Origin of the sequence: Butyricicoccus faecihominis, assembly GCF_014648015.1 — a bacterium.
Taxonomy (GTDB): domain Bacteria; phylum Bacillota; class Clostridia; order Oscillospirales; family Butyricicoccaceae; genus Agathobaculum; species Agathobaculum butyriciproducens.
The window spans coordinates 76,083-97,646 of sequence record NZ_BMQH01000006.1 but is presented as its reverse complement, the minus strand read 5'-3'; the positions used below and the strand labels follow the sequence as shown (position 1 = coordinate 97,646).

Annotated in this window: 20 protein-coding genes, 2 tRNA genes and 5 pseudogenes; 16 read left to right on the top strand and 11 right to left on the bottom strand. The window is 50.8% G+C overall.

Going from position 1 to position 21,564, the window contains the following annotated elements; translation table 11 throughout:
• Positions 1-104: 104 nt before the first annotated feature.
• Positions 105-506, bottom strand: coding sequence for an IS3 family transposase (locus IEY11_RS15155; protein WP_330600766.1), 402 nt, complete (start codon positions 504-506; stop codon positions 105-107).
• Positions 507-509: 3 nt separating this feature from the next.
• Positions 510-728: pseudogene (locus IEY11_RS15150) on the bottom strand (transposase); the annotation flags it as partial.
• 240 nt (positions 729-968) lie between these two features.
• Here IEY11_RS15150 and IEY11_RS07320 point away from each other — a divergent pair.
• A pseudogene (locus IEY11_RS07320) lies at positions 969-1,828 on the top strand (IS256 family transposase).
• A 517-nt stretch (positions 1,829-2,345) separates the two neighbouring features.
• On the opposite strand, the gene IEY11_RS07315 reads toward IEY11_RS07320, so the two are convergent.
• Together IEY11_RS07315 and IEY11_RS07310 are read right to left on the bottom strand one after the other, a co-directional pair.
• A complete protein-coding gene (locus tag IEY11_RS07315; RefSeq protein ID WP_147359191.1) occupies positions 2,346-3,062 on the bottom strand; it encodes a hypothetical protein in 717 nt (238 codons plus the stop codon).
• Positions 3,034-4,362 carry a phospholipase D family protein gene (locus IEY11_RS07310; protein ID WP_118729833.1) on the bottom strand — a complete coding sequence of 443 codons (1,329 nt, stop codon included), beginning with the start codon at positions 4,360-4,362 and terminating at the stop codon, positions 3,034-3,036. Before IEY11_RS07310 ends, IEY11_RS07315 begins: the two co-directional genes overlap by 29 nt.
• Before the next feature lie 217 nt (positions 4,363-4,579).
• On the opposite strand from IEY11_RS07310, the pseudogene IEY11_RS15230 reads away from it, so the two are divergent.
• The 4 genes and pseudogenes from IEY11_RS15230 to IEY11_RS07290 form a co-directional block, all read left to right on the top strand.
• A pseudogene (locus tag IEY11_RS15230) lies at positions 4,580-5,175 on the top strand (transposase); the annotation flags it as partial.
• Entirely contained in the window at positions 5,136-5,558 is a 423-nt protein-coding gene (locus IEY11_RS07300; RefSeq protein WP_407926647.1) for a transposase, read from the top strand. The pseudogene IEY11_RS15230 and the gene IEY11_RS07300, both read left to right, overlap by 40 nt.
• An 807-nt stretch (positions 5,559-6,365) precedes the next feature.
• Positions 6,366-9,584, top strand: coding sequence for an S-layer homology domain-containing protein (locus IEY11_RS07295; RefSeq protein ID WP_188886193.1), 3,219 nt, complete (start codon positions 6,366-6,368; stop codon positions 9,582-9,584).
• A gap of 159 nt (positions 9,585-9,743) precedes the next feature.
• Positions 9,744-9,819: transfer RNA gene (locus IEY11_RS07290), tRNA-Val, on the top strand.
• 165 nt (positions 9,820-9,984) lie between these two features.
• Here IEY11_RS07290 and IEY11_RS07285 read toward each other — a convergent pair.
• The gene (locus IEY11_RS07285) at positions 9,985-10,527 is read right to left on the bottom strand and encodes a tyrosine-type recombinase/integrase (RefSeq protein ID WP_118729835.1); all 543 of its coding nucleotides are present in this window, start codon (positions 10,525-10,527) and stop codon (positions 9,985-9,987) included.
• Positions 10,528-10,537: 10 nt separating this feature from the next.
• Positions 10,538-10,915 (bottom strand): annotated as a pseudogene (locus IEY11_RS07280) (S24 family peptidase); the annotation flags it as partial.
• A 181-nt stretch (positions 10,916-11,096) separates the two neighbouring features.
• Between IEY11_RS07280 and IEY11_RS07275 the strand changes: the two are divergent.
• The 5 genes and pseudogenes from IEY11_RS07275 (at position 11,097) to IEY11_RS14885 (ending at position 12,115) form a co-directional block, all read left to right on the top strand.
• Positions 11,097-11,267, top strand: a complete 171-nt coding sequence (locus IEY11_RS07275; RefSeq protein ID WP_158578345.1) for a hypothetical protein — start codon at positions 11,097-11,099, stop codon at positions 11,265-11,267.
• Positions 11,268-11,414: 147 nt separating this feature from the next.
• Complete coding sequence (locus IEY11_RS07270; protein ID WP_188886252.1) at positions 11,415-11,633, top strand: hypothetical protein; 219 nt, start codon at positions 11,415-11,417, stop codon at positions 11,631-11,633.
• Positions 11,591-11,686: pseudogene (locus IEY11_RS15225) on the top strand (ssDNA-binding protein); the annotation flags it as partial. The gene IEY11_RS07270 and the pseudogene IEY11_RS15225, both read left to right, overlap by 43 nt.
• A gap of 107 nt (positions 11,687-11,793) precedes the next feature.
• Positions 11,794-11,961 carry a hypothetical protein gene (locus IEY11_RS14890; RefSeq protein WP_407926648.1) on the top strand — a complete coding sequence of 56 codons (168 nt, stop codon included), beginning with the start codon at positions 11,794-11,796 and terminating at the stop codon, positions 11,959-11,961.
• Position 11,962: 1 nt separating this feature from the next.
• Complete coding sequence (locus tag IEY11_RS14885) at positions 11,963-12,115, top strand: hypothetical protein (RefSeq protein WP_243022706.1); 153 nt, start codon at positions 11,963-11,965, stop codon at positions 12,113-12,115.
• Between the two features lie 92 nt (positions 12,116-12,207).
• Here IEY11_RS14885 and IEY11_RS07260 read toward each other — a convergent pair whose 3' ends face one another.
• Both IEY11_RS07260 and IEY11_RS07255 read right to left on the bottom strand, forming a co-directional pair.
• On the bottom strand, positions 12,208-12,471 hold the full coding sequence (locus tag IEY11_RS07260) for a DUF1653 domain-containing protein (RefSeq protein ID WP_118729839.1): 264 nt from the start codon (positions 12,469-12,471) through the stop codon (positions 12,208-12,210).
• Between the two features lie 143 nt (positions 12,472-12,614).
• A tRNA-Ala gene (locus tag IEY11_RS07255) sits at positions 12,615-12,691 on the bottom strand.
• Positions 12,692-12,967: 276 nt separating this feature from the next.
• Here IEY11_RS07255 and IEY11_RS07250 point away from each other — a divergent pair.
• Together IEY11_RS07250 and IEY11_RS07245 are read left to right on the top strand one after the other, a co-directional pair.
• Positions 12,968-14,380 carry a glycine--tRNA ligase gene (locus IEY11_RS07250; RefSeq protein ID WP_110436756.1) on the top strand — a complete coding sequence of 471 codons (1,413 nt, stop codon included), beginning with the start codon at positions 12,968-12,970 and terminating at the stop codon, positions 14,378-14,380.
• Positions 14,381-14,750: 370 nt separating this feature from the next.
• Complete coding sequence (locus IEY11_RS07245) at positions 14,751-16,043, top strand: O-acetylhomoserine aminocarboxypropyltransferase/cysteine synthase family protein (protein WP_117488003.1); 1,293 nt, start codon at positions 14,751-14,753, stop codon at positions 16,041-16,043.
• A 79-nt stretch (positions 16,044-16,122) separates the two neighbouring features.
• On the opposite strand, the gene IEY11_RS07240 is transcribed toward IEY11_RS07245, so the two are convergent.
• From IEY11_RS07240 to IEY11_RS07230, 3 genes are all read right to left on the bottom strand, one after another.
• Entirely contained in the window at positions 16,123-16,338 is a 216-nt protein-coding gene (locus tag IEY11_RS07240) for a DUF378 domain-containing protein (RefSeq protein WP_188886192.1), read from the bottom strand.
• A 66-nt stretch (positions 16,339-16,404) separates the two neighbouring features.
• Positions 16,405-17,121 carry an NAD-dependent protein deacylase gene (locus tag IEY11_RS07235; RefSeq protein WP_188886191.1) on the bottom strand — a complete coding sequence of 239 codons (717 nt, stop codon included), beginning with the start codon at positions 17,119-17,121 and terminating at the stop codon, positions 16,405-16,407.
• 101 nt (positions 17,122-17,222) lie between these two features.
• The gene (locus IEY11_RS07230) at positions 17,223-17,744 is read right to left on the bottom strand and encodes a nitroreductase family protein (protein ID WP_188886190.1); all 522 of its coding nucleotides are present in this window, start codon (positions 17,742-17,744) and stop codon (positions 17,223-17,225) included.
• A gap of 181 nt (positions 17,745-17,925) precedes the next feature.
• Between IEY11_RS07230 and IEY11_RS07225 the strand changes: the two genes are divergently transcribed.
• From IEY11_RS07225 to IEY11_RS07210, 4 genes are all read left to right on the top strand, one after another.
• Positions 17,926-19,530 carry an ABC-F family ATP-binding cassette domain-containing protein gene (locus tag IEY11_RS07225; protein ID WP_118359433.1) on the top strand — a complete coding sequence of 535 codons (1,605 nt, stop codon included), beginning with the start codon at positions 17,926-17,928 and terminating at the stop codon, positions 19,528-19,530.
• Positions 19,530-19,895, top strand: a complete 366-nt coding sequence (locus IEY11_RS07220; RefSeq protein ID WP_118645579.1) for a DUF2752 domain-containing protein — start codon at positions 19,530-19,532, stop codon at positions 19,893-19,895. The genes IEY11_RS07225 and IEY11_RS07220 overlap by 1 nt, the downstream gene beginning before the upstream one ends.
• Before the next feature lie 154 nt (positions 19,896-20,049).
• Positions 20,050-20,496, top strand: a complete 447-nt coding sequence (locus tag IEY11_RS07215) for an NfeD family protein (protein WP_118645577.1) — start codon at positions 20,050-20,052, stop codon at positions 20,494-20,496.
• A 12-nt stretch (positions 20,497-20,508) separates the two neighbouring features.
• Complete coding sequence (locus IEY11_RS07210; RefSeq protein WP_118645575.1) at positions 20,509-21,432, top strand: SPFH domain-containing protein; 924 nt, start codon at positions 20,509-20,511, stop codon at positions 21,430-21,432.
• Positions 21,433-21,564 lie beyond the last annotated feature (132 nt).

The following is a 21,564-nucleotide window of genomic DNA, read 5'->3' as shown; positions in this document are numbered from 1 at the left end:
GGCGTGATTTCTCCCTGATAGGAACTGTAGCTTGTCTTCTTTCTGTTCACTCCCTGCACTCCTACTTGCTTCATAAGACGGCGAATTACCTTTTCGGATAGCCGTCAGTCCTCTTTTTTCAGCGTAGCATAAATTCGCCGATATCCATAATAGCGATGATTCGATTCAAAAATATCCTTGATTTTCTCTTTGACATGGCAGTATTTATCCTGCTTCTTTGCGCGCTTTTGCTTGTAATAATAGCTGCTGCACGGGCAGTGTAATGCGGACAGAAGTTCCGGCAGCGAATACTTATTTTTCAGGGCATCGATAATCGCTGCCTTCTCCTGGTTCCGGAGAGCTGTCTGATCGATGCCGGGGTCTTTTTTTAATACATTGATCGTTTCCTTTAAAATATCAATCTGCATCTGCATTTCCTGCACCTGCGCTTTAAGCTCAGCAATATCCTCTGTAGCCGAGAATGTTCCGGGTACGAGTTCCTCGCGAGGATCATCTGACGGATTCATGAGTGCAACCAGTCCTCTCTGGAGATACTTTCGGCGCCAGTTATAGATGCTGGCTCTGCTGTAACCGATCTCCTCTGAAACTGATTTTACATCTTCCCCGTGTTCAAAGCAACGGTGAAGCACCTGTAGTTTTACCTCAACCGATGGATGCCGCGGATGATCTGGTGTATTTTCCCCGCGTTTGGTCGATCTGACTTTCTCTGGTTGCCCTTTCTCGGAGATCCATCGATATAGCGTTGCTCGTTCTGGGTAGCCCAGGATGCGTATTGTCTCAGTTACAGAATGGGTTTGCTCATATAATTACAGGGCGCGGACTTTCTTTTCGTATGTGAACAATATACCTATTTCCTCCTTGCGGCCTCTGCTTTGTCCAACTTTTCGTCCGCACCCCCCTCCATCCCAAACTTTGTGTAAACCTCCAACAAGGTGTAGAATAGAAGCAGAATGACGGAGGTAATCACAATGGCAAGAAGGAAAAAAACCCCAGAAGAAAACGCACGTCGCGAAAAAATTCGTGAGCTGCTGCAGCTGGCGAATGTAGGCAGCATGGATGACATTCAGGAACTGTTCAAAGACACTATCGCGGAGTTCATGGAAAACGGTCTGGAGGCCGAGCTGGACGATCAGCTGGTATGACTACAAGAACAAGGACACGGATAACAGCCGGAACGGGCACAGCAGCAAAACCCTGCGCACCAGTTTTGGCAAGAGTGGCAGCCGATGCCGCTGGAGCCCATTTATGCGGTTGTTTTTCCGGATGCGATTCACTACCATGTCCGCAGTGAAGGCCAGATCGTAAAGAAGGCCGTCTATATCGCCATCAGTATTGATCCTGATGGTCGGAAGGATGTTCTGGGAATGTGGGTTGGCGAGAACGAAAGTGCGAAATTCTGGGCTACCGTACTGAACAGCCTGAAAAATCGGGGCGTCGAGGATATTTTCATTGCCTGTACGGATAATTTGACCGGTTTTTCTGCGGCGATCGAGGCGGTCTATCCCAAGACGGAAATCCAGAACTGCATCATCCATCAACTTCGAAATTCCAGCAAATATGTCTCTTACAAGGATTTGAAGGCATTTATGGCTGACTTGAAAGCAGTCTACGCAGCGGTAGATGAATCGGCTGCTTTGGACGCGATAGACACGTTCGCAGAACACTGGGACAAGAAGTATCCTAAGATTTCTTAGTCGATGACAGCCTTTTCAAAATGCTGTATCTGGCGATGATCGACATCACGAAAAAGTGGACCGGCCGCCGGCAGGACTGGAGCATGATTCATGCCCAGCTGGCAATCTATTTTGAGGATCGGATGCCGGATTAACAATCCGGCTCGAAGGTCAAGGGGCGCTACGCCGCCGGCGAGGCTCCAATGGACGAGGGTGCCCCTTGACTCCCGCCTCGGTTGGCGTTATGTTGTAGACAAGGCGGGCGCAGCCAACGCCGCTCCCGTCTTGAAATATTAAGCTCTATTTTACACCGCATTTTGGCGGTTACACAGAATTCGGGGTAGTCCCTCTAAATAATATATTCCGAGAGTACAACCCTTTTTGTAGCGAATTTTCATCTTCCCCATCCTTTGCAAAATTTATCATTTTGCTCTGTAAATCGGTTCCAGTTTAATTAATCATATAGCAAATAGGCTGTGTTTTCAATAATTACACCTTGAAATCACAGCCTATTGCACTTATATAGAAGTAGAATTTTTCACAGTTCTGCCTGAGCATTCTCCGGTTTGTACACTAAATTACTGATCCGACTCCAGGCTTCCCTTATTTAAGCCATCTGCAAACCACTGCCTGATGCACACTCACAAACTGCAAGGCGCCTCATTGCCGCTCTCAAAACCGCCACAATCCCTTTCTGAAATTCACATCGAAAAATTCCCGTGCGGCCTGCAGGTTCATCACGACCCACTCACGAGATTTATGGGCCTCCAGTGTTTCCGGCAATTCTTTCATCAGGCGGTCCGCTTCATACGGTACACCCGCATTGTAACGTAGTTCATTGCTGTGCTTATTCACAACAAACGACTTTTTGCTCGTCCGCCATGCATTTTGAATCAACTTGATCGCGTATTTGCCGGTAACGTGCTCACTGAAATAATTCTCCAGTGAAAGCGTTCGGATATAATCCGGCAGCACATCACTGCCAAACTGCTGCATGACAGCAACGATAATCTCCGAGGAAATCTGTAAAATATCCGGTGCCTCGGTTTCATCATCCTTTAGCTGATCGAGTAAATCCGGCATTTGTTCCAGCATTCTGCGTAAGTATTCCCGATAGAATGCTGTGCCGATCTTCTGCTGCACCGAGCGTACCACGTTGCTGCGCATCACTTCGGTATTGGTCAGACCCGCTTCTACACGACAGATAACTGTTCGGCGAATGACCTCCGGTGCAACCGCTTTTACATCCTCGTTAGCACTGATGACAACCGCAGAATAATGTGTCAAATGGTCGCTCACACCAAAATCATCATTCTTGATGGTTTCGATCGCGTGCTGATTAAAGCGTGTATTCGTCAAGTCATCTACAATGATCGGGGCCCCTTGCACGGTTCGTTTTCAGGTTTTCAATGCCAGATCGGGTAAAATCCGGTGCCGAAATCTTAGGTTTCTGGCCGATCATCATTTTGAGCAGTGTTTCCAGAAAGCTGGTCTTCCCGGCCTTGCTCTGTCCATAAACCAAGCCAAATACCGGATACGGCAACCGCTGCTGATCAAACCTTGCCGCCATATCGCGCATCGTTGCCATCAGCGGCGAACAAAAGAACCAGTTCGCAAACTCAAAATACCGATACTGCATCCCCTCATAATCACCAGGAAAACGGCTGTATCCGTCCATATAATCGCGGAATAACCCTACATCATGGCGAATCTCCTCTTCTGTCGGATGCAGGTTCAGTGCCTCGCCATTCAGAGTGGCACTTTGCTTATCCGCATCGATTATCAACTGCGGGTATTCACTTCTCAGTTCTTTTTCTTTAATCTTCTCATTTTGGATTTGCCGCCGCAGCTTGACGATTTGTGCCGCCGAAATGATCGTTTTTCCCTGTTTACTTGTTTTCTTATCCTGCTTAGGCATATACGGCTTCAGTTTATCCGCCAGATTATGTACATCCAGAATAAATTTGACTTCTGACGCATCATCCGCAGTTGTCTCTGTCGGCTCGATCACAAAGACCTTATTCGCCTTGATTGTGCCGGCAATGGGCAGTTCATCAATATTTTCGCCCGCATCTGCATATTGCAGCGCTTTCATGGTGATCTCATCCGAGCTTTCCTCGAGCAGACTTTGAAACACACTGTAATACCAATCATACGCTTCATCGCCATCAACAAAGCAGATATTTTCTCGCTGCATACCGCCGAACGCATGATAAGACATATTGGCCGAACCTGTGATAACGCGCTTTCGGCCATCTGCCGCCTCCAACAGATACAGTTTTTCGTGGGAAACCGTACCGCGGGATACATAAAACCGAACTTCTCCCTTATCCATACGGGCAAGCAGATCATTCATTTTTTCACTTGACTGCTCGCGCATTCGCTCGATCAGCTTATCTTGATAAGCAATAATCTGATTCATGGACGAGGAAAGGATATGCTCACAGCCAAAGATAATCTCCGCATGATCGAACATATCCAGCAGCTGATACACAAAATTCAGGCCGGAGGAAAATGTAATGGCGTGAATGGTATCAAATCCCTCAAACAACTCCTGCCATGTGACAGTGTGCGCCTGCTTGTACCCCATCTCCACTACGTCAAGTTTGCTGCCTCGCTTTTTGTTTGGTGCCGATTTTTCTTCTTCGTCTACCAAAGAAAACAGATTCAAGTTATCGTCCATTGACATTACCCCGCTTTTTATATTTTTGTGTGGTCCTATGCTATTGTTTTGTACCCTTTCTGCTATGGATTGCTATATTTTTGCTCCTGCATCCGCCATATATGGCTGTTTGGTTGATAGCGTATAATCAAGTTCGCAAAAGCAAACAGAAAATAGACAAGCCATCAGGGCTCCTGTAAAATGATAGTTGTCGAAAAAATCATGATGTAAAGGAGAGACCCTAATGGCTCACAAAAAGAATACCATAAATCTGACAGAATTGCTACTGCAATGTGTGACGCAGCCGGATCCGATGCTGAGTATGCTGGAATGGCTGTGCACGGAGCTGATGTAGGCAGAGGTCGATCAGCAGCTGGGAGCAGAGAAGAGCCAGCGCACGGACGGCAGGAGCGGATACCGCAGCGGTAATCGTCCTCGTCGTTTGGATACCCGAATGGGCACGATGTACCTCATGGTACCCAAGGTTTGTCAGGGCGGCTACATTCCGTTCTTCGTCACAGAGCGCAAGCGCAGTGAAGCCATGCTCGTACAGGTAGTGCAGGAAGCCTTTGTGCAGGGCGTTTCCACTCGAAAAAATGGAGAAGCTGGCATATAGCATCAGCATTGAAAATCTATCCAGAAGCCAGATCAGCGAGATGACCAAAGGGCTGAATGAGCAGGTCGAGAAGTTCCGTAATCGCTCCCTCGCTGATACAATATACCCGGTTCTCAGGGTGGATGCACTGTACGAAAAAAGTTCGTGTAGATGGCAGAATTATCAGCATGGCGATACTTATCGTGTGCGGTGTGGACGAAAATGGCCGCAGAGATATTATCGCGCATATGATGTGATCAACTCCTATGCCAAACGCTTTCTGAAAACGGTTCAGTGCCTTGAAGACGGATTGGAAGATTCTCTGGCCTTCTATGCATTTCCAATGCTGGATGCGCGAAAAATCTCATCTTCCAACATGATTGAGAGATTGAATCGTGAAATCCGGAGACGTACCAGCGTGATTGGAATCTTTCCGAATAAAAGTTCCTATGTTCGTCTGGTGACAACGTATCTCATGGAATACGCCGAGGACTGGTCTGCTTCCAGAGTAAATATACAGCGCTCGTGTTTTTCGTCTTATTATTGCTCATCAACGGCGCAGCTCTGTGGAAAGCCTCACAGTGTTTTTTGCACTTATAGGATATTTATGCGAAACATAGATAAATGAACGCATAGTCATTAAACGAAAAAATCAGACAGTATATATGGAAATGACATAATAGAGAATTAGTAGTCGTTTTTAAGATAATAACATAAATATGCAAATATGAATATTCTGCCGAATAAAAGGCACACTGCATAAGCGGATGAGACACGAAGAAACAGACTAACGACTGGCTGTGCCTTTATGGAAAATGCTGAATATTATGTGTCGAATTTTGTCGATTAAAATATTGACGCATGCGAAACCTCATGGTAAGCTGAATAAAAATATGTGTGTTCTCTGCGAAAAATTGTGCAGAATGCAGTGAACGAAGCGCACGCAATCGTCAAATCCCAGCTTGCGGGTCAGGAGGAAAACGTGAAACGTCTTGAAACGGCATTTTCGGCGGTCTTGGCGCTCTCGATGGCGCTCGGCATGGTAGTCGTTCCTGCGGGAGCGGCCGACGGTACTTATCAGAATGCGGTTTATCCGGAACGGATATGTAGAAAGGCTCAACCGACTACATCAATCCGAATCAATCGAAATGGTACACCCGTAGTTGAAAAGTCGATTACTGTTTCGATTCCAACTGGTGATGAGCCATACAAGGATATGTATACGGCGGATGCACTTTTCCAGGATCTGAAGGTCAACCACGAAGCAACATGCAATATTTCATTGCATGCAGAAGATAAAACAATAGTGGACGAAAACACGAATAATGGTGTCACATTTCGTAGGGAAGAAGAACCAAATAAGCAGACAAACAAAATAGATGTGCACTGGGACATGATTGTTACTTGTAATGCAAAAGCAGGGCAAACATATCATATGAAAGCCGAGTGTAATGGTTTATCTGACGAACTCGAGATTGTTTTAATCTCAGAAGAAGGTTCAAAAGAAGAAACACCGATTATAGACTGGATTACGTCGGCTAAGGGCACATACGGCCAGACCTGGAATGAAATGGTTGATGCTTCCGGCTGCAGTGCAACGCTGAATGGCGCAGACCTGTCCGGCAGATTCGAGGTCATAAACGGTGATACCGTCCCGAATATCGGGGACAAATATCGGCTCAAATTTACGTCGGAGGACGGCAAGTACATCGTGGAAAGCGAGGAGTTTTATGCTGAAATCCAACCGAAAGCGCTTACAATTACGGCGGAAAGTGCAGAGAAAGTGTTCGATGGCGAACCTCTGGTGAAAGATGGCTACATAGCAGGCGAGCTGGTGTCCGACGACGAGATTATCGAGGTGAAGGTTTCCGGCACGCAGATGAATGTAGGAGAAGTGAAAAATGTACCGAGCAATGCTAAAATATGCAAAAACGGTATGGACAAGACGGAAAATTACGCAATCAGCTATGTCAATGGTACGCTGAAAGTTACTCCGCGGGATATTGCGGACGCGCAGATTGATATGAAGCAGACCGAGTATGTGTATAACGAAAGTGCGCATAATCCTAAGCCGATCGTTATGATAAATGGCAAAGAATTGTTAAATGGTACGGATTTTGAGCTTTCCTACGCCAATAATGTAAACTGCGGTACGGCAACGGTGACAATTAACGGCAAGGGAAATTACACCGGGAAAGTTGAGAAAACGTTCCGAATCATGCCGAAAATGCCGGAAAAGGACGTGGATTACAAAGTTGCGCTGCCTGCGGCTTCAATATACGACGGCAAGCCGCGTGAGGCATCGGTGTGGACGAGAACAGGCGTTGGCGAGGTCACAGTTTGGTACAACGACAGCACGGCTTTGCCGGTTCATGTCGGAACTTACAACGTGGCGGTCGAGATTGCATCGAGTGACAACTTTTCTGCGGTCAAACGGATGGATATCGGCAGTTTTACAATCAATAGGCGCACGATTTCTTTGGATACAACAGCGCTGAAAATTGCAGACAAGACATACAACGGACGCGATGATGATGCGCAGATTAGCGGTCTGGCGTTCAGCAACCTACCGGATGGCGCGGTACTGAGTGAGGGCACGGATTACACACTCGCTACGCGCTACGCATCTGCTGAAGCCGGCGAGAGGGACGTGACGATTACAGTTACACTTACGAATGAAAATTACACGCTGAAAGACGGAAACTGCATCGTAAAAGGTAAAATCCTGCCTAAAACAGTTGAACTTGTTGTAATTGCGAAGGATGCAGTTTATGCCGGCCTGCCGTACAGCGAGGGCAATCTGACCTGCTCGGGCACGTCCGCGCCGACGTATCGCTACTACGCCGACAGCAACGGCGCAAAAAGCAATCAACTGGACGGTGCACCGATCAACGCTGGAACTTACTGGGTGGAAGCGTATGCACCGGAAACGAGCAGTACGGCTTCCGCAACCTCGCAAGCGGTTCGGTTTCATATTGAAAAAGCGCCGCTGTGTATTCGTGCTAAGGATAAAACCATAACCTATGGAGAAACGTTAAGTGATAATGGTGCGGAAATCAATGGATTCGTGAACAATGAGAACGAAGCTGTGCTTTCGGGTCTGAACTATGCGTTTGACTATGCGCAGTTTAGCGATATTGGAACTTACACGATTATTCCGATGGACGCAAAAGCCGAAAATTACAAAATTACATACGAAAACGGCGTGTTGAACGTACAGCCGAAGCCTGTTGAGATAAAATGGAACGGCGAGAGTATTTTCTATTATGATGGTACGCCGAAGTTGGTCACGGCAGAAGCGATTGGCGCGGTGAACGGAGATGCGCTTACTGTCATAATCGAGGACGGCAGCCGGACTGAAATCGGGGCGTACACCGCACGCGCGGTCGCTCTGGCAGGCGGAAAGGCGGGCAACTATGTGCTGCCCGAGGCACAAACCTTCTCGTTTCAGATCAAGAAGGCGCTCGAGACGGCAGCTGTCACGCCGAGTACCGTTACTGCCGTAATCGATGGTCTGACGATTCGACTGATCGGCTTTGCGACCGAGCCGATCACGGTTTCTGCGCCGGATGCCGTGGTCGCGGGCGATACGCTGATCATCCATGGCGTGACGTACACGATCGACCGTTCTGCAGTGGACGTGCGCCGCGCGGAGATCACGTTTGTGTTTGCGGACAGCAGTACGCAGACTAACGTTTACGGCGCGGGAGATATCGGAACGGCGTTTCCGGCCGACAGTAAGCGCGGATACACGTTTGACGGGTGGGAAATCGGTGATAAAACGTACACGACGCTGACGGAGGAAGCACTTACTAAACTGAACGGCACGCAGACTGCAGCACCGGTGTTCACCGCTCAGCAGAGTGGAGGAACGAGCGGCAGTGGTGGCGGCGGTCCGGTCCGCACGCCGACCGGTGCGGTGACTGCGGCTAAGAGTGAGCACGGCGAGGTCTCGATCACGCCGAAAAACGCAGCCAAAGGCAGCACAGTGATGATTAAAGCTGTGCCAAAGGAAGGCTATGCTCTCAAAACAATCGCGGTTACAGACCAGAGCGGCAAGCCGGTCGCAGTGACGGAGAAGGACGGTCGGTTTACATTCGTCATGCCTGCGTGCAATGTCACGCTTACGCCTATTTTCGAGAGACAGCCTGCTCAAAATGTGAGCTTCGATGACGTCAAGCCAACCGAGTGGTACGCCGATGCCGTGCACTGTGTTGTGGAAAAGGGTCTGATGAGCGGTACAGGTACGGATGCGTTCTCGTCGGATGGCACGACCACGCGCGGTATGCTGATGACAATTCTCGCACGGTACGCGGGTGCGGATACGACCGGCGGTGCAAGCTGGTACGAGAAGGGTATGGCGTGGGCGCAGTCGGCAGGCATTTCGGATGGCCGCGCGCCGGAGGCTGGAATTACACGAGAGCAGCTCGTCACCATGCTGTACCGCTATGCGGATGCTCCCGAAGCCAGTGGCACACTGGATGCCTTTGCGGATGCGGATACCGTCAGCGCTTATGCGGCCGATGCCATGCGATGGGCGGCGGCGAACGGAATCGTCAACGGCTCGCACGGCAGACTGAATCCACAGGGGAATGCCACCCGCGCACAGGCTGCGGCAATGCTGATGCGGTTCTGTGAAAAGATGGAACAATAATACATTGCACCGCGCATGCCGGAGAACGCTGTGCGCGGTGTAAATTTTCGGGTCTAAAAATTTTTTGGAGTTTTTTCAGAAAATGTGTTGACAGATTCGTGATTCTGTTATATACTAAACAAGTCGTCAGGGATGAGACAACGACAACAACGACCCGATGGAAGTTTAGCTCAGCTGGGAGAGCATCTGCCTTACAAGCAGAGGGTCAGCGGTTCGAGCCCGTTAACTTCCACCAAACGAAAAGCTCCTAAACATTGTGGTTTGGGAGCTTTTTCTCTGTTTATTTGAACTTTTTTACAGCGCCGCAAGGGAAGCGGCGCTTTTTCCGTTTTTTGTGTGAATGCGGTTTTTTTGGGGTTTTTACGGGTGCAGGATGTGGGACTAAGTGTGGGAGCAAAAATCAACGGATAGAGACGACTTTTTTCTGTGTTTTCTTCCTGCTCTCTGTCGCAAAACTGAGCACCTTTAGCGAGGCGTTCGTGAACGCTTCATCGGAGAGGTGCGTATAAATATGCGACGTCATGGCAATCGACTTGTGCCCCAGAAAGTCCTTTGCAACGTTGATCGGCACGTCGGCGGACTGCAAATCAGTCGCGTATGTATGCCGCAGGCAGTACGGCGTGAGATCGTCAGCCACGACGGACGTTTCCGGGGCGATCACGCCGTGTACCATCTGTGCACCCATATCGAGATCAAGCGCTTGCTTGAACGAGCGCCACATCTGCTTCGTGGACGTTTCGGTGTGCGGTCTGCCGGTAGTCGGCTGCGTAAAAAGATAGCCGCTACTCTTTTCCTCGACCTTGTGCCAGAGATCGCGCGCGGTCTTTACCCGGACGGAGTACCGCTTGTCATTATAGCTAAACGTTTTGCGGAAACATCCGTCTAATGTGTTTGTTTTTATTGTAAAACATCTTTGGTTGTAAAATAAGAGGGTAGAATGCACTCGCTAACGCTCATCGGTTGCAGCCGGTGGACGTAATTTTTATATTTAGAACGCGCGTATCAGTACGCGCGGGATACCGATAATACGGTATCTTTCCGGGTCGGTGCCCTCGATCCGTCTGGGCGGGTAAGACGGGGTTCAGGGGTGCAAGCTCCAGCCAATCCTCGCTCTGAGCGTAGTTGATGCGTTTGATGGTCATTTCGTCATCGCCATAGCTGATGATTCCGATTTCGCCGCTGTGGTTCATGGTGTTCTGCTTGAGCACCAGCACGATATCACCATCACGGAAATCAGGATACATACTGTCACCTCGGACATGCATAGCGCAGAAATCCTCCGGCTTGCGGCCCTTGAGATAGGTGTTGGGAACTTCGACCATTTTCTCTTTTGATTCTTCCTCATAATGTCAGAACAAACATCCTTACTTTATATCAAACATTCGATTGGTTGTGATTAGTGTACCACCTGCGTGATTATAAATCACACAAGGAGGTGTAAAACATAAACGCCTGAACCAATCAGGAACTCCGTTAGGGGGCAAGAACGACCTGATGCGGATGTATTCGAACATGGTATTGCTGACACTGGAGCAAGTCGTAAAAATCTACGGTTTTACCGACAAACACAAAGCCAAGCGCATAATCGGCGCACCGAGAGCGTCCGGCGAGCATCGCGTGACGTACTATCTTGGCGACGTTGCAACCGACATCGTCAAGCGGCGTATTGGCATTGTACGATAAAATGCACAAGAAAGGAGAAGATTCAATGCAAAACAACAACTTTGCAGCCAATCTGGCTGCAGTCGAGAAGCACAGCTGCGGCATCAAGCCGAGCAAGCGTCTTTACTTCTGCTGGACGGAGGAGCAGCTCGAGCAGCTGGCCGCTCTGTGGGATACGGCGTCAAGAACCTGTGGAAGGGCAACCGTCCGCAGATACGCTATCCGGTCATCTACGGCGGCGACGGCATCCGTCCGTCCGGTGAGCCGTTCGTCCTGGAGTGCAAGGGACACTGGGTTACAAGCAGAAGCCGCAGTGCGTGCATATTTCCACCGTCCATGCCGACCTGCTGCCGACCGACGTTTACTCTGGTATGTATGCCCGCGTGACCGTCAACTTCTTCCCGTATGACGCTTCCGGCAACCGCGGTGTCGGCTGTGGTCTGGGCAACGTGTGCAAGACCCGCGATGGCGAACCGCTCGGCAGCCGTGCAAATGCTGTACGGCAGCGTACCCCGGTACGTTTTCGCAGTTGGTGCGGACGGCACTGGTGCCCAAGCCTGGCTACAAATTCGTGGACGCGGACATTTCCGCTATCGAGGCGCGTGTGGTTGCGTGGCTTGCGGGCGAGGAATGGGTCTTGCAGGTTTTCCGCATGCACGACAAGATCTACGAGGCAACCGAAATCCCGTACACGCGAGTGCATTACCGAGAATGAGGTGAACTACATCAAACTGCGGTCGTTGGAACGGGCAGGCTTTATGATCGGGTATGACCCGATTCGCAAGCTGCTGAGCGTCACTGTGCAGGAGCTTGCCGGTCTGGAGGAGCAGACCGTCGAGTATTTGCTGCGGTATCAATCAGTACGGTGAGGACCTCGTGAAGAAGCTGGCGGAGGCGATGGGGAAATAAAGAGAAACCCCTCTGGGAACTGGTTTGATACCGGCTCTCGGAGGGGCTGTTTTTATTCAGTTGCCTTCGGCGTATCTCCGTCAAAGATTACATGAGCAAAGCGGAAACGCTGCGTAACATCAGGGTACTTCTTGTGATCCACCTCGGAGGCGAACATATCATACGGCCGCGCGTAGATTTTGAAGTCGCCGTAGAGCGCCTGATAGATCACCAGCGATTCACCGGTTTCCGTGTGCGTGGCGATAGTGAGTACCTGATACAGCTTGTTCTTAAAGTGTAAGTATTTTTCACCGACCAGAATTTTTCTTGAAGCCATTCATATTTCCTCCAATCCTATATTTTTATTATAACAGAGAGGAGGGCAAAGAAAAAGAGCACACCCGCAATCAGGTGTGCTCTATTCTGATGGTTAATGCGAAAACATTCCGAACTATGAAAAAAGTTTGTATCTTCGCATTATGGTGGACTTGAAGGGGATCGAACCCTCGACCTCTCGGATGCGAACCGAACGCTCTCCCAAACTGAGCTACAAGCCCGAATATATGTTGTCAAGAAAAGTGTTTTGACCAAACTCAACTGAACAGGGAAGACGGGGACTGCTTTCCGCACCGCTTTTAACTGCGCTAATCGCCCAAATGTCAACTTTTTGCAAGCAATTTACCGATCAAACCAAACTCTATTCGTTTAATTCACTAAACTACCCTTGACAATTATTAATTATAACGGTAGAATAATTTCATGTCAAGCACTTTTTTCGGGTGCAAAGCAAAAACCGCGTGCAGCAGCCAGCTGTGCCAAAAGGAGAATTTAACATGAAAAACAGCGAAAAAACAATGGAAAAGATCGTAGCGCTCTGCAAGGGTCGCGGCTTCGTATACTCCGGCTCGGAGATTTACGGCGGTCTTGCAAACACCTGGGACTACGGTCCGCTCGGCGTTGAGTTCAAGAACAACGTCAAGGCAGCATGGCGCAAGAAATTTGTGCAGGAGAGCCAGTACAATGTAGGTCTTGACTCCGCGATCCTGATGAACCCGATGACCTGGGTTGCTTCCGGTCACGTTGGCGGATTCTCTGACCCGCTGATGGACTGCAAGGAGTGCAAGGAGCGTTTTCGTGCCGATAAGGTAATTGAGGACTGGTGTGCTGAGAATAACTACGATCTCGGCAAGAGTGTTGACGCGCTCAGCCAGGCTGAGATGAAGGCATTCATCGACGAGCATGAGATCGCATGCCCGACCTGCGGCAAGCACAACTGGACCGACATCCGTCAGTTCAATCTGATGTTCAAGACCTTCCAGGGCGTTACCGAGAACGCGAAGAACGAGCTGTATCTGCGTCCGGAGACCGCACAGGGCATCTTCGTAAACTTCCAGAATATCCAGCGCACCACCCGTAAGAAGATTCCGTTCGGCGTTGGTCAGGTAGGCAAGTCCTTCCGCAACGAGATTACTCCGGGCAACTTCACCTTCCGTACCCGCGAGTTTGAGCAGATGGAACTGGAGTTCTTCTGCAAGCCGGGCACCGACCTTGAGTGGTTCAAGTACTGGAAGGATTACTGCCACAACTTCCTGCTGTCTCTCGGCATGAAGGACGAGAACCTGCGTCTGCGCGACCACGATCCGGAGGAGCTGTCTCACTACTCCAACGCTACCACCGATATCGAGTTTATGTTCCCGTTTGGCTGGGGCGAGCTGTGGGGCATTGCCGACCGCACCAATTTCGACCTGACCCAGCATCAGAACACCTCGGGTGTTTCGATGGAATACTTCGATCAGGAAGCAAATGAGAAGTATATTCCGTATGTTATCGAGCCTTCGCTTGGTGCTGACCGTGTTGCACTGGCCTTCCTGTGCGACGCTTACGACGAGGAAGTTGTAGGTCAGGACAAGAACGGCAAGGACGATGTTCGTACTGTTCTGCGTCTGCATCCGGCTCTGGCACCGTTCAAGGCTGCTGTACTGCCGCTGTCCAAGAAGCTGACCGACAAGGCTATGCCGATCTGGCAGGAGCTGGCTAAGCAGTTCTCTGTTGATTTTGACGATGCAGGCTCTATCGGTAAGCGCTATCGCCGTGAGGACGAGATCGGTACACCGTACTGCGTAACCGTCGATTTCGAGACCGAGCAGGACGGCTGCGTAACCGTTCGTGACCGCGACACTATGGAGCAGGAGCGCATCAAGATCGAGGAAGTTGCTGCTTATATCGCAAAGAAGATCGAGTTCTGATTTTTTCGCTGCTGAACATTGATCATCAAAACCGCTGCACAATCCCTGTGCGGCGGTTTTCTTTTATTTGGATGGAGAACAGAAAACACTACCCAAAACCTATTGGAAATATAGGGATTGAGCCATCGGAAATTGGGCACTCTGCCGGAATGAAAAAAGTTTGTCGGAAAGGGTTGACAGAAGAGGGGGAGTTTAGTATAATCATAGCAATCCCAGTGAAATAATATGAATTTAGGAGACGCGGTTATGCGATACTACTTTGAAAAGCTGCTCCGCTCGAATTTCCGATTTGGGCGAATGTGATCCTTCTTTTTAGTACACGAAACGAATCAATCACTTCAAACATGTATATAAAAAGGAGATTATTATCATGGCAACTATCAAGAATACCGAAAACTGGTCCTTTGAAACCAAGCAGCTGCACATCGGTCAGGAGACCGCTGATCCGGTTACCGATTCTCGTGCAGTTCCGATCTACCAGACCACTTCCTATGTTTTCCATGACAGTCAGCACGCGGCTGACCGTTTCGGTCTGGCTGACGCAGGCAATATCTACGGTCGTCTGACCAATTCTACGCAGGATGTGTTCGAGAAGCGCATTGCAGCACTCGAGGGTGGTGTTGCTGCTCTGGCTACCGCTTCCGGTGCCGCAGCGATCACTTACACCATTCAGGCACTTGCTCAGGCCGGCGACCACATCGTAGCACAGAAGACCATCTACGGCGGCAGCTATAACCTGCTGGCACACACTCTGCCGCAGTTCGGCGTTGAGACCACCTTCGTTGATGCACACAATCTGGAAGAGCTGGAAGGTGCTATCAAGGACAACACTAAGGCTGTTTACATCGAGACTCTCGGCAACCCGAATTCCGATATTCCGGATATCGAGGCTATTGCAAAGATTGCGCACAAGCACGGCCTGCCGCTCGTAATTGACAACACCTTCGGCACTCCGTACCTCATCCGCCCGATCGAGTACGGTGCTGATATCGTTGTTCACTCTGCTACCAAGTTCATCGGCGGTCACGGCACGACCCTCGGTGGTATCATCGTTGATTCCGGCAAGTTCGACTGGAAGGCATCCGGCAAATATGCACCGATTGCTGAGCCGAACCCGAGTTATCACGGCATCTCTTTTGCAGATGCAGTTGGTCCTGCTGCTTTCGTAACCTACATCCGCGCTATCCTGCTGCGTGATACCGGTGCTACCATTTCTCCGTTCAACGCATTCCTGCTGCTGCAGGGCACCGAGACGCTGTCTCTGCGTATCGAGCGTCACGTTGAGAACACCAAGAAGGTTGTTGAATTCCTGACCAATCACCCGCAGGTTGAGCATGTAAACCATCCGTCTCTGCCGAATCATCCGGACCATGCACTGTACGAGAAGTACTTCCCGAACGGCGGTGCGTCCATCTTCACCTTTGATATCAAGGGCGGCAAGGAAGCAGCATTCAAGTTTATCGACAAGCTGCAGATCTTCTCTCTGCTGGCAAATGTTGCTGACGTTAAGAGCCTGGTCATCCATCCGGCAACCACCACTCACTCGCAGCTGACCGCAGAGGAGCTGGAGGATCAGGGTATCCATCAGGGCACCATCCGTCTGTCCATCGGCACCGAGAATATCAATGATATTCTGGCTGACCTCGAGCAGGCATTCAACTAAGCAAAGTATCGGTATTCCTATTTGCCTCTTACAATTTGATAAGCAAAGCCCGCCGTTCCCGGCGGGCTTTGCTTTTTATTCAACTTTTCGGCTGCTGTGCGGTGTCATCCTGTCGGAAGAGCAGCGAGATACACCATGCTGCCGCCAGTCCGACTAGGGTGTAGACGATGCGGCTGATGGCGCCGGTCTGTCCGCCGCACAGCAGCGCGACCAGATCGAGCTTGAAAATGCCGATCAGTCCCCAGTTCAGACCGCCGATAATCATCAGTATCAGTGCGATTTTGTCGATAAGCATAGAAAAACTCCCCTTTCGGTTTGCATTCAGTATAACCGAAAAGGGGAGTTTCATGCATTTTTTACGTTACAGTTGGGAGAAAACCTCACCGATCGGCGCATGAATGACCAGATCAGCACGGCGATCCGCAGGAGTGGGGGACTTGTTGACCAAAACCAGCTTATTGCCGCGGTAATAGTCGATCAGGCCGGCCGCCGGATATACCGCTAGCGACGTACCGCCGATGATCAGGATATCCGCCTTGGAGATGTAGTCCACGCTCTTGTTGATCGTGCAGCTGTCCAGACCTTCCTCGTACAGCACGACATCCGGCTTGATAATGCCGCCGCAGGAGCATCGCGGAATACCGGTGCCCTTGGCGATATCCTCAACCGGATATGGCTTGCGGCAGCGCATGCAATAGTTTCGCAGCACCGAGCCGTGCAGCTCAAGCACTTCCTTCGAGCCTGCCTTCTGGTGCAGACCGTCGATGTTCTGCGTTACAACGGCACGACACTTGCCCTCGCGTTCCCACTCGGCCAGCTTGAGGTGAGCCGCGTTCGGCTTTGCATCGAGCGCTAGCATTTTCGCCCGATAGAAGCGGTAAAACTCCTCGGTTTCACTCAAAAAGAACGTGTGGCTGAGAATGGTCTCCGGCGGGTATTTGTACTGCTGGTTGTACAGACCGTCCACCGAGCGGAAATCCGGAATGCCGCTCTCGGTCGATACGCCCGCACCGCCGAAAAAGACGATATTGTCGCTGCCGTCGATCCACTCTCTCAGTTTAGCAATCTTCTCATCCATGATATTAGCTCCTTTCGTCGCTAATGAATTGAAAACGGATAATGGAGAATTGAAAATTAAGGTATTTGGCATTTTCTATTCTGGGTTTTCCATTGTTTCGATTATTCGGTAATCGAAACCAGACCCTCATGACGCGGCTTTGCCGGCGTTTCCTTCTCGATGTAGCCGATTGCAGCGGAGCAGACAACGATGTGGTCCTCCGGTACGCCGTACTCGGTCAACAGTGCACGAACCTCGGGCACGTCGCAGGTCTCGCGCAGCTGGTTGATCCAACAGGAGCCGAGGCCAAGCTCGGTAGCCATCAGCAGCAGATTCTCCATTGCAGCAGCGCCGTCTACCAGAGCGTGGTGCTCATCCCGCTTGTAGGAAATGATAATGTTGACCGGTGCACCGTAGAAATTATACTCCGGACCGCGATTGTCTGCCTCAGCAACGGCACGAGCCAGCTTGAGCGACTTCTCTGCATTATAAACCACGGTAAAGTGCCACAGGTACTTGCCCATGCCGGAAGGCGCCCATCCAGCAGCTTCAACAATTTGCATGATCTGATCCTTCGGCGGCAGCTCGGACTTGAACGCGCGCGTAGAGCGGCGGGACTTGATAACTTCCATCAGGTTAGACATAGGAAAAACCTCCTAAAACAAATAGGGATTGATATTTATAAATATAGTATATAGCATTCTCGGTGCTGTTTCAAGACAACATGAACAAAAATGCGGCTGCATCTGTAAATTATCTGTGAAAACAGCGGTTTGTGTGGTATACTGATTCTAATTGAAAAATAATGCGGGAGGAATCTCTTTCATGATCAATATCAGCGATCTTAGCTTAAACTTCAGCGGCGAGCCGCTGTTCAAAGATGTAAACCTGAAATTTACCCAGGGCAACTGCTACGGTGTTATCGGTGCAAACGGTGCAGGCAAGTCTACCTTCCTGCGCATTCTGTCCGGCGATCTGGACCCGTCCACCGGCACGGTTTCGATTGCGCCCAAGACCCGTATGAGCGTACTCAAGCAGGACCACTTCGCCTTCAACGAGGAAACCGTGCTCAACACGGTTCTCGGCGGCAACGAGCGTCTGCTCGAGGTCATGCGCGAAAAGGATGCGCTCTATATGAAGGACCCGTTCACCGAGGAGGATGGCAACAAGGCTGCCGAGCTGGAGTCCGAGTTTGCTGAAATGGGCGGTTGGGACGCCGAGACCGAGGCCAGCCAGCTGCTGAACGGTCTGGGTCTGGATGCAGATGCCATCCTGTACACCGAGATGAAGAACCTCGGTGACGTCGAGAAGGTCAAGGTGCTGCTGGCGCGTGCACTGTTCGGCAAGCCGGATATCCTGCTGCTGGACGAGCCTACCAACCATCTGGATATTCAGGCAGTCCGCTGGCTGGAGGACTTCCTTGCCGATTTTGAGGGCACCGTCCTCGTTGTATCGCATGACCGTCACTTCCTGAACAATGTATGTACCCATATCGTTGATATCGATTACGGCAAGATCAAGCTGTATGTCGGCAACTACGAGTTCTGGTATGAGTCCTCTCAGCTGGTTCAGCGCATGATCAAGGATCAGAACCGCAAGAACGAGGAAAAGATCAAGGAACTGCAGAACTTCATTCAGCGTTTTGCGGCAAACAAGTCCAAGTCCCGTCAGGCGACCAGCCGCCGCAAGCTGATCGACAAGCTGTCCGTCGAGGAAATGCCGGCTTCGTCCCGCCGTTACCCGTGGGTAGCGTTTGACGCGGACCGTGAGGCAGGCAAGGACATTCTCGAGGTGCGCGGCATCTCCAAGACCATCGACGGCGAGAAGGTGCTCGACAACGTATCTTTCATCGTGCGCCGCGGTGACAAGATTGCGTTCATCTCGGATAACGAGCTGGCAATGACTACGCTGTTCCAGATTCTTATGGGCGAGATGAAACCGGATGAGGGCAGCTTCAAGTGGGGCGTTACCACCTCGCAGAGCTATTTCCCGAAGGACAACAACGAGTTCTTCGAGGGCCACGAGGAAAACATGCTCGACTGGATCGCACCGTATTCCCGCACGGATACACTGGAATCCACGCTGCGCGGCTTCCTCGGCCGTATGCTGTTCTCCGGCGACGATGTTTACAAGCCGGTTCGCGTACTGTCCGGCGGTGAGAAGGTTCGCCTGATGCTGGCGCGCATGATGCTGTTCGGCTCGAACGTGCTCGTCATCGACCAGCCGACCAACCACCTCGATCTGGAATCCATCACCGCAGTCAACAACGGCGTTCGTGATTTCAAGGGCACCGTGCTGTTTGCTTCCCACGACCACGAGTTCGTGCAGACCATCGCGACCCGTATTATCGAAATTCGTGAAAAGGGCGTTCTGGACAAGGAATGCACCTATGACGAGTTCCTCGAGTTCCGCGAGACCTACAAGGGCTGATGCCGGAGCGCTTTCGGCGCGGTCTGAACGGCCTGCTCGTGCTGCTGATACTGGGTGCGTTGGCATATGCCTCGGCGCTGCTGTTCGGCTGGAACTGTCCGATCAAATACTTGACCGGCGTGCCGTGCCCCGGCTGCGGACTGAGCCGTGCGCTTGCCGCTCTGCTCCGACTGGACTTTCGTGCGGCACTGCGGTTTCACCCGATGGTTTTCGTGCTGCCGCCGGTCGTTTTGTACGCGCTGTTTGGCAAAAAGCCGCTTTTCGGCTCCAAAAACCTCGAGCGCATGCTGCTGTGGAGCGTTATCGTGCTGGATATCGCAATTTGGCTGATACGTCTCGCGCTGCATGACCCGCTGATTTTTTGAAGATTTTCCGCTCGAACTGTACTGCACGGTCCGGGCGGATTTGTTTTATTCGACATTTTGTGCAATATGCAAAAATTAACCGGAAATTTAATCGGGTTTTGCTGTACTTTTTCGTAGGCACATGCTATACTGTTGCCAAGGGAGGGGATAGTTTATGATGTTTGGAATTGACAGCCTGTATATCTGGCTGGCTGTCATTATCATCAGTGTAGCGGTAGAGGCGTTTACACTCACGCTGTGCGGCATCTGGTTCGCTGCCGGTGGTGTCGCGGCACTCATTGCAGCCAGCCTTTCGGTCGGACTGATGGGGCAGTGGATTGTGTTCATCGTGTTCTCCGCGCTGCTGCTTGTACTGGTGCGTCCGCTCTGCCGCCGTTTTCTCGGCAGTCGGCAGCAGGCGACCAACGCAGATCGTATCATCGGACAGACGGCTGTTGTTACCGAACCGATTGACAATATTCTGGAGACCGGTGCGGTGAAAATCAACGGAAAGATCTGGACAGCCCGCAGTACGACTGACGCGCAAATTGCAATCGGGACAAGAGTCACGGTTGTGGAGATCCGCGGCGTCAAGGCGATTGTAAAACCGAACCAACTGTAAAGGAGCGTTATCATGGATTATATTATTGTACCCATCATCTGGATTGTGCTGATTATTCTGTTCATCGCGTTCATTGCAAGCAATATCGTGATCGTGCCGCAGGCGAAGGCGTATGTTATCGAGCGTCTCGGTACCTACCGCGACACATGGAGCACCGGCCTGCATTTCAAGGTGCCGCTGTTTGAGCGCATTGCCCGCAAGGTAACCCTCAAGGAGCAGGTAGTCGATTTTCCGCCGCAGCCGGTTATCACCAAGGATAACGTAACCATGCAGATCGACACGGTCGTGTACTTCCAGATCACCGATCCGAAGCTGTTTGCATACGGTATCGAAAGCCCGATGGCGGCAATTGAAAATCTGACTGCAACCACACTGCGAAACATTATCGGTGATCTCGAACTTGACCAGACGCTGACCAGCCGCGATATCATCAACACCAAAATGCGCTCCATCCTCGATGAAGCGACCGATGACTGGGGCATTAAGGTAAATCGTGTGGAGCTGAAGAACATCATTCCGCCGGCTGCTATTCAGGAATCTATGGAGAAGCAGATGAAGGCCGAGCGCGAACGCCGTGAGTCCATTCTGGTAGCGGAAGGTAAAAAGCAGTCCGCGATTCTGGTGGCTGAAGGCGAAAAGGAAGCAACTGTTCTTGCTGCAGAGGCAAATCGCCTTGCTAAGATCAAGGAGGCCGAAGGTGAAGCGGAAGCGCTGCTTACCGTGCAGAAGGCACTGGCAGACTCCATCAATCTGCTGAATGAAGCGGCACCGACCGAGCAGGTTATTAAGCTGAAATCCCTCGAGGCATTCAGCAGCGCCGCTGACGGCAAGGCAACTAAGATCATTATCCCGAGCGAGATTCAGAGCCTTGCGGGTCTGGCAACCTCATTCAAGGAAGTTATGACCGATCCGAAGCGCGAACAGCCCAAGAAGTAAAAAATGCGTTCAAGTCCTGCAGACCGTATCCGGCCTGCAGGACTTTTTTGCACGCAAAATTGTCATTTGTGTCCGACTCGATTCTTGACAGAAGTGGACTGGAATGTTATCATAAGTTGAATAGATATGCAC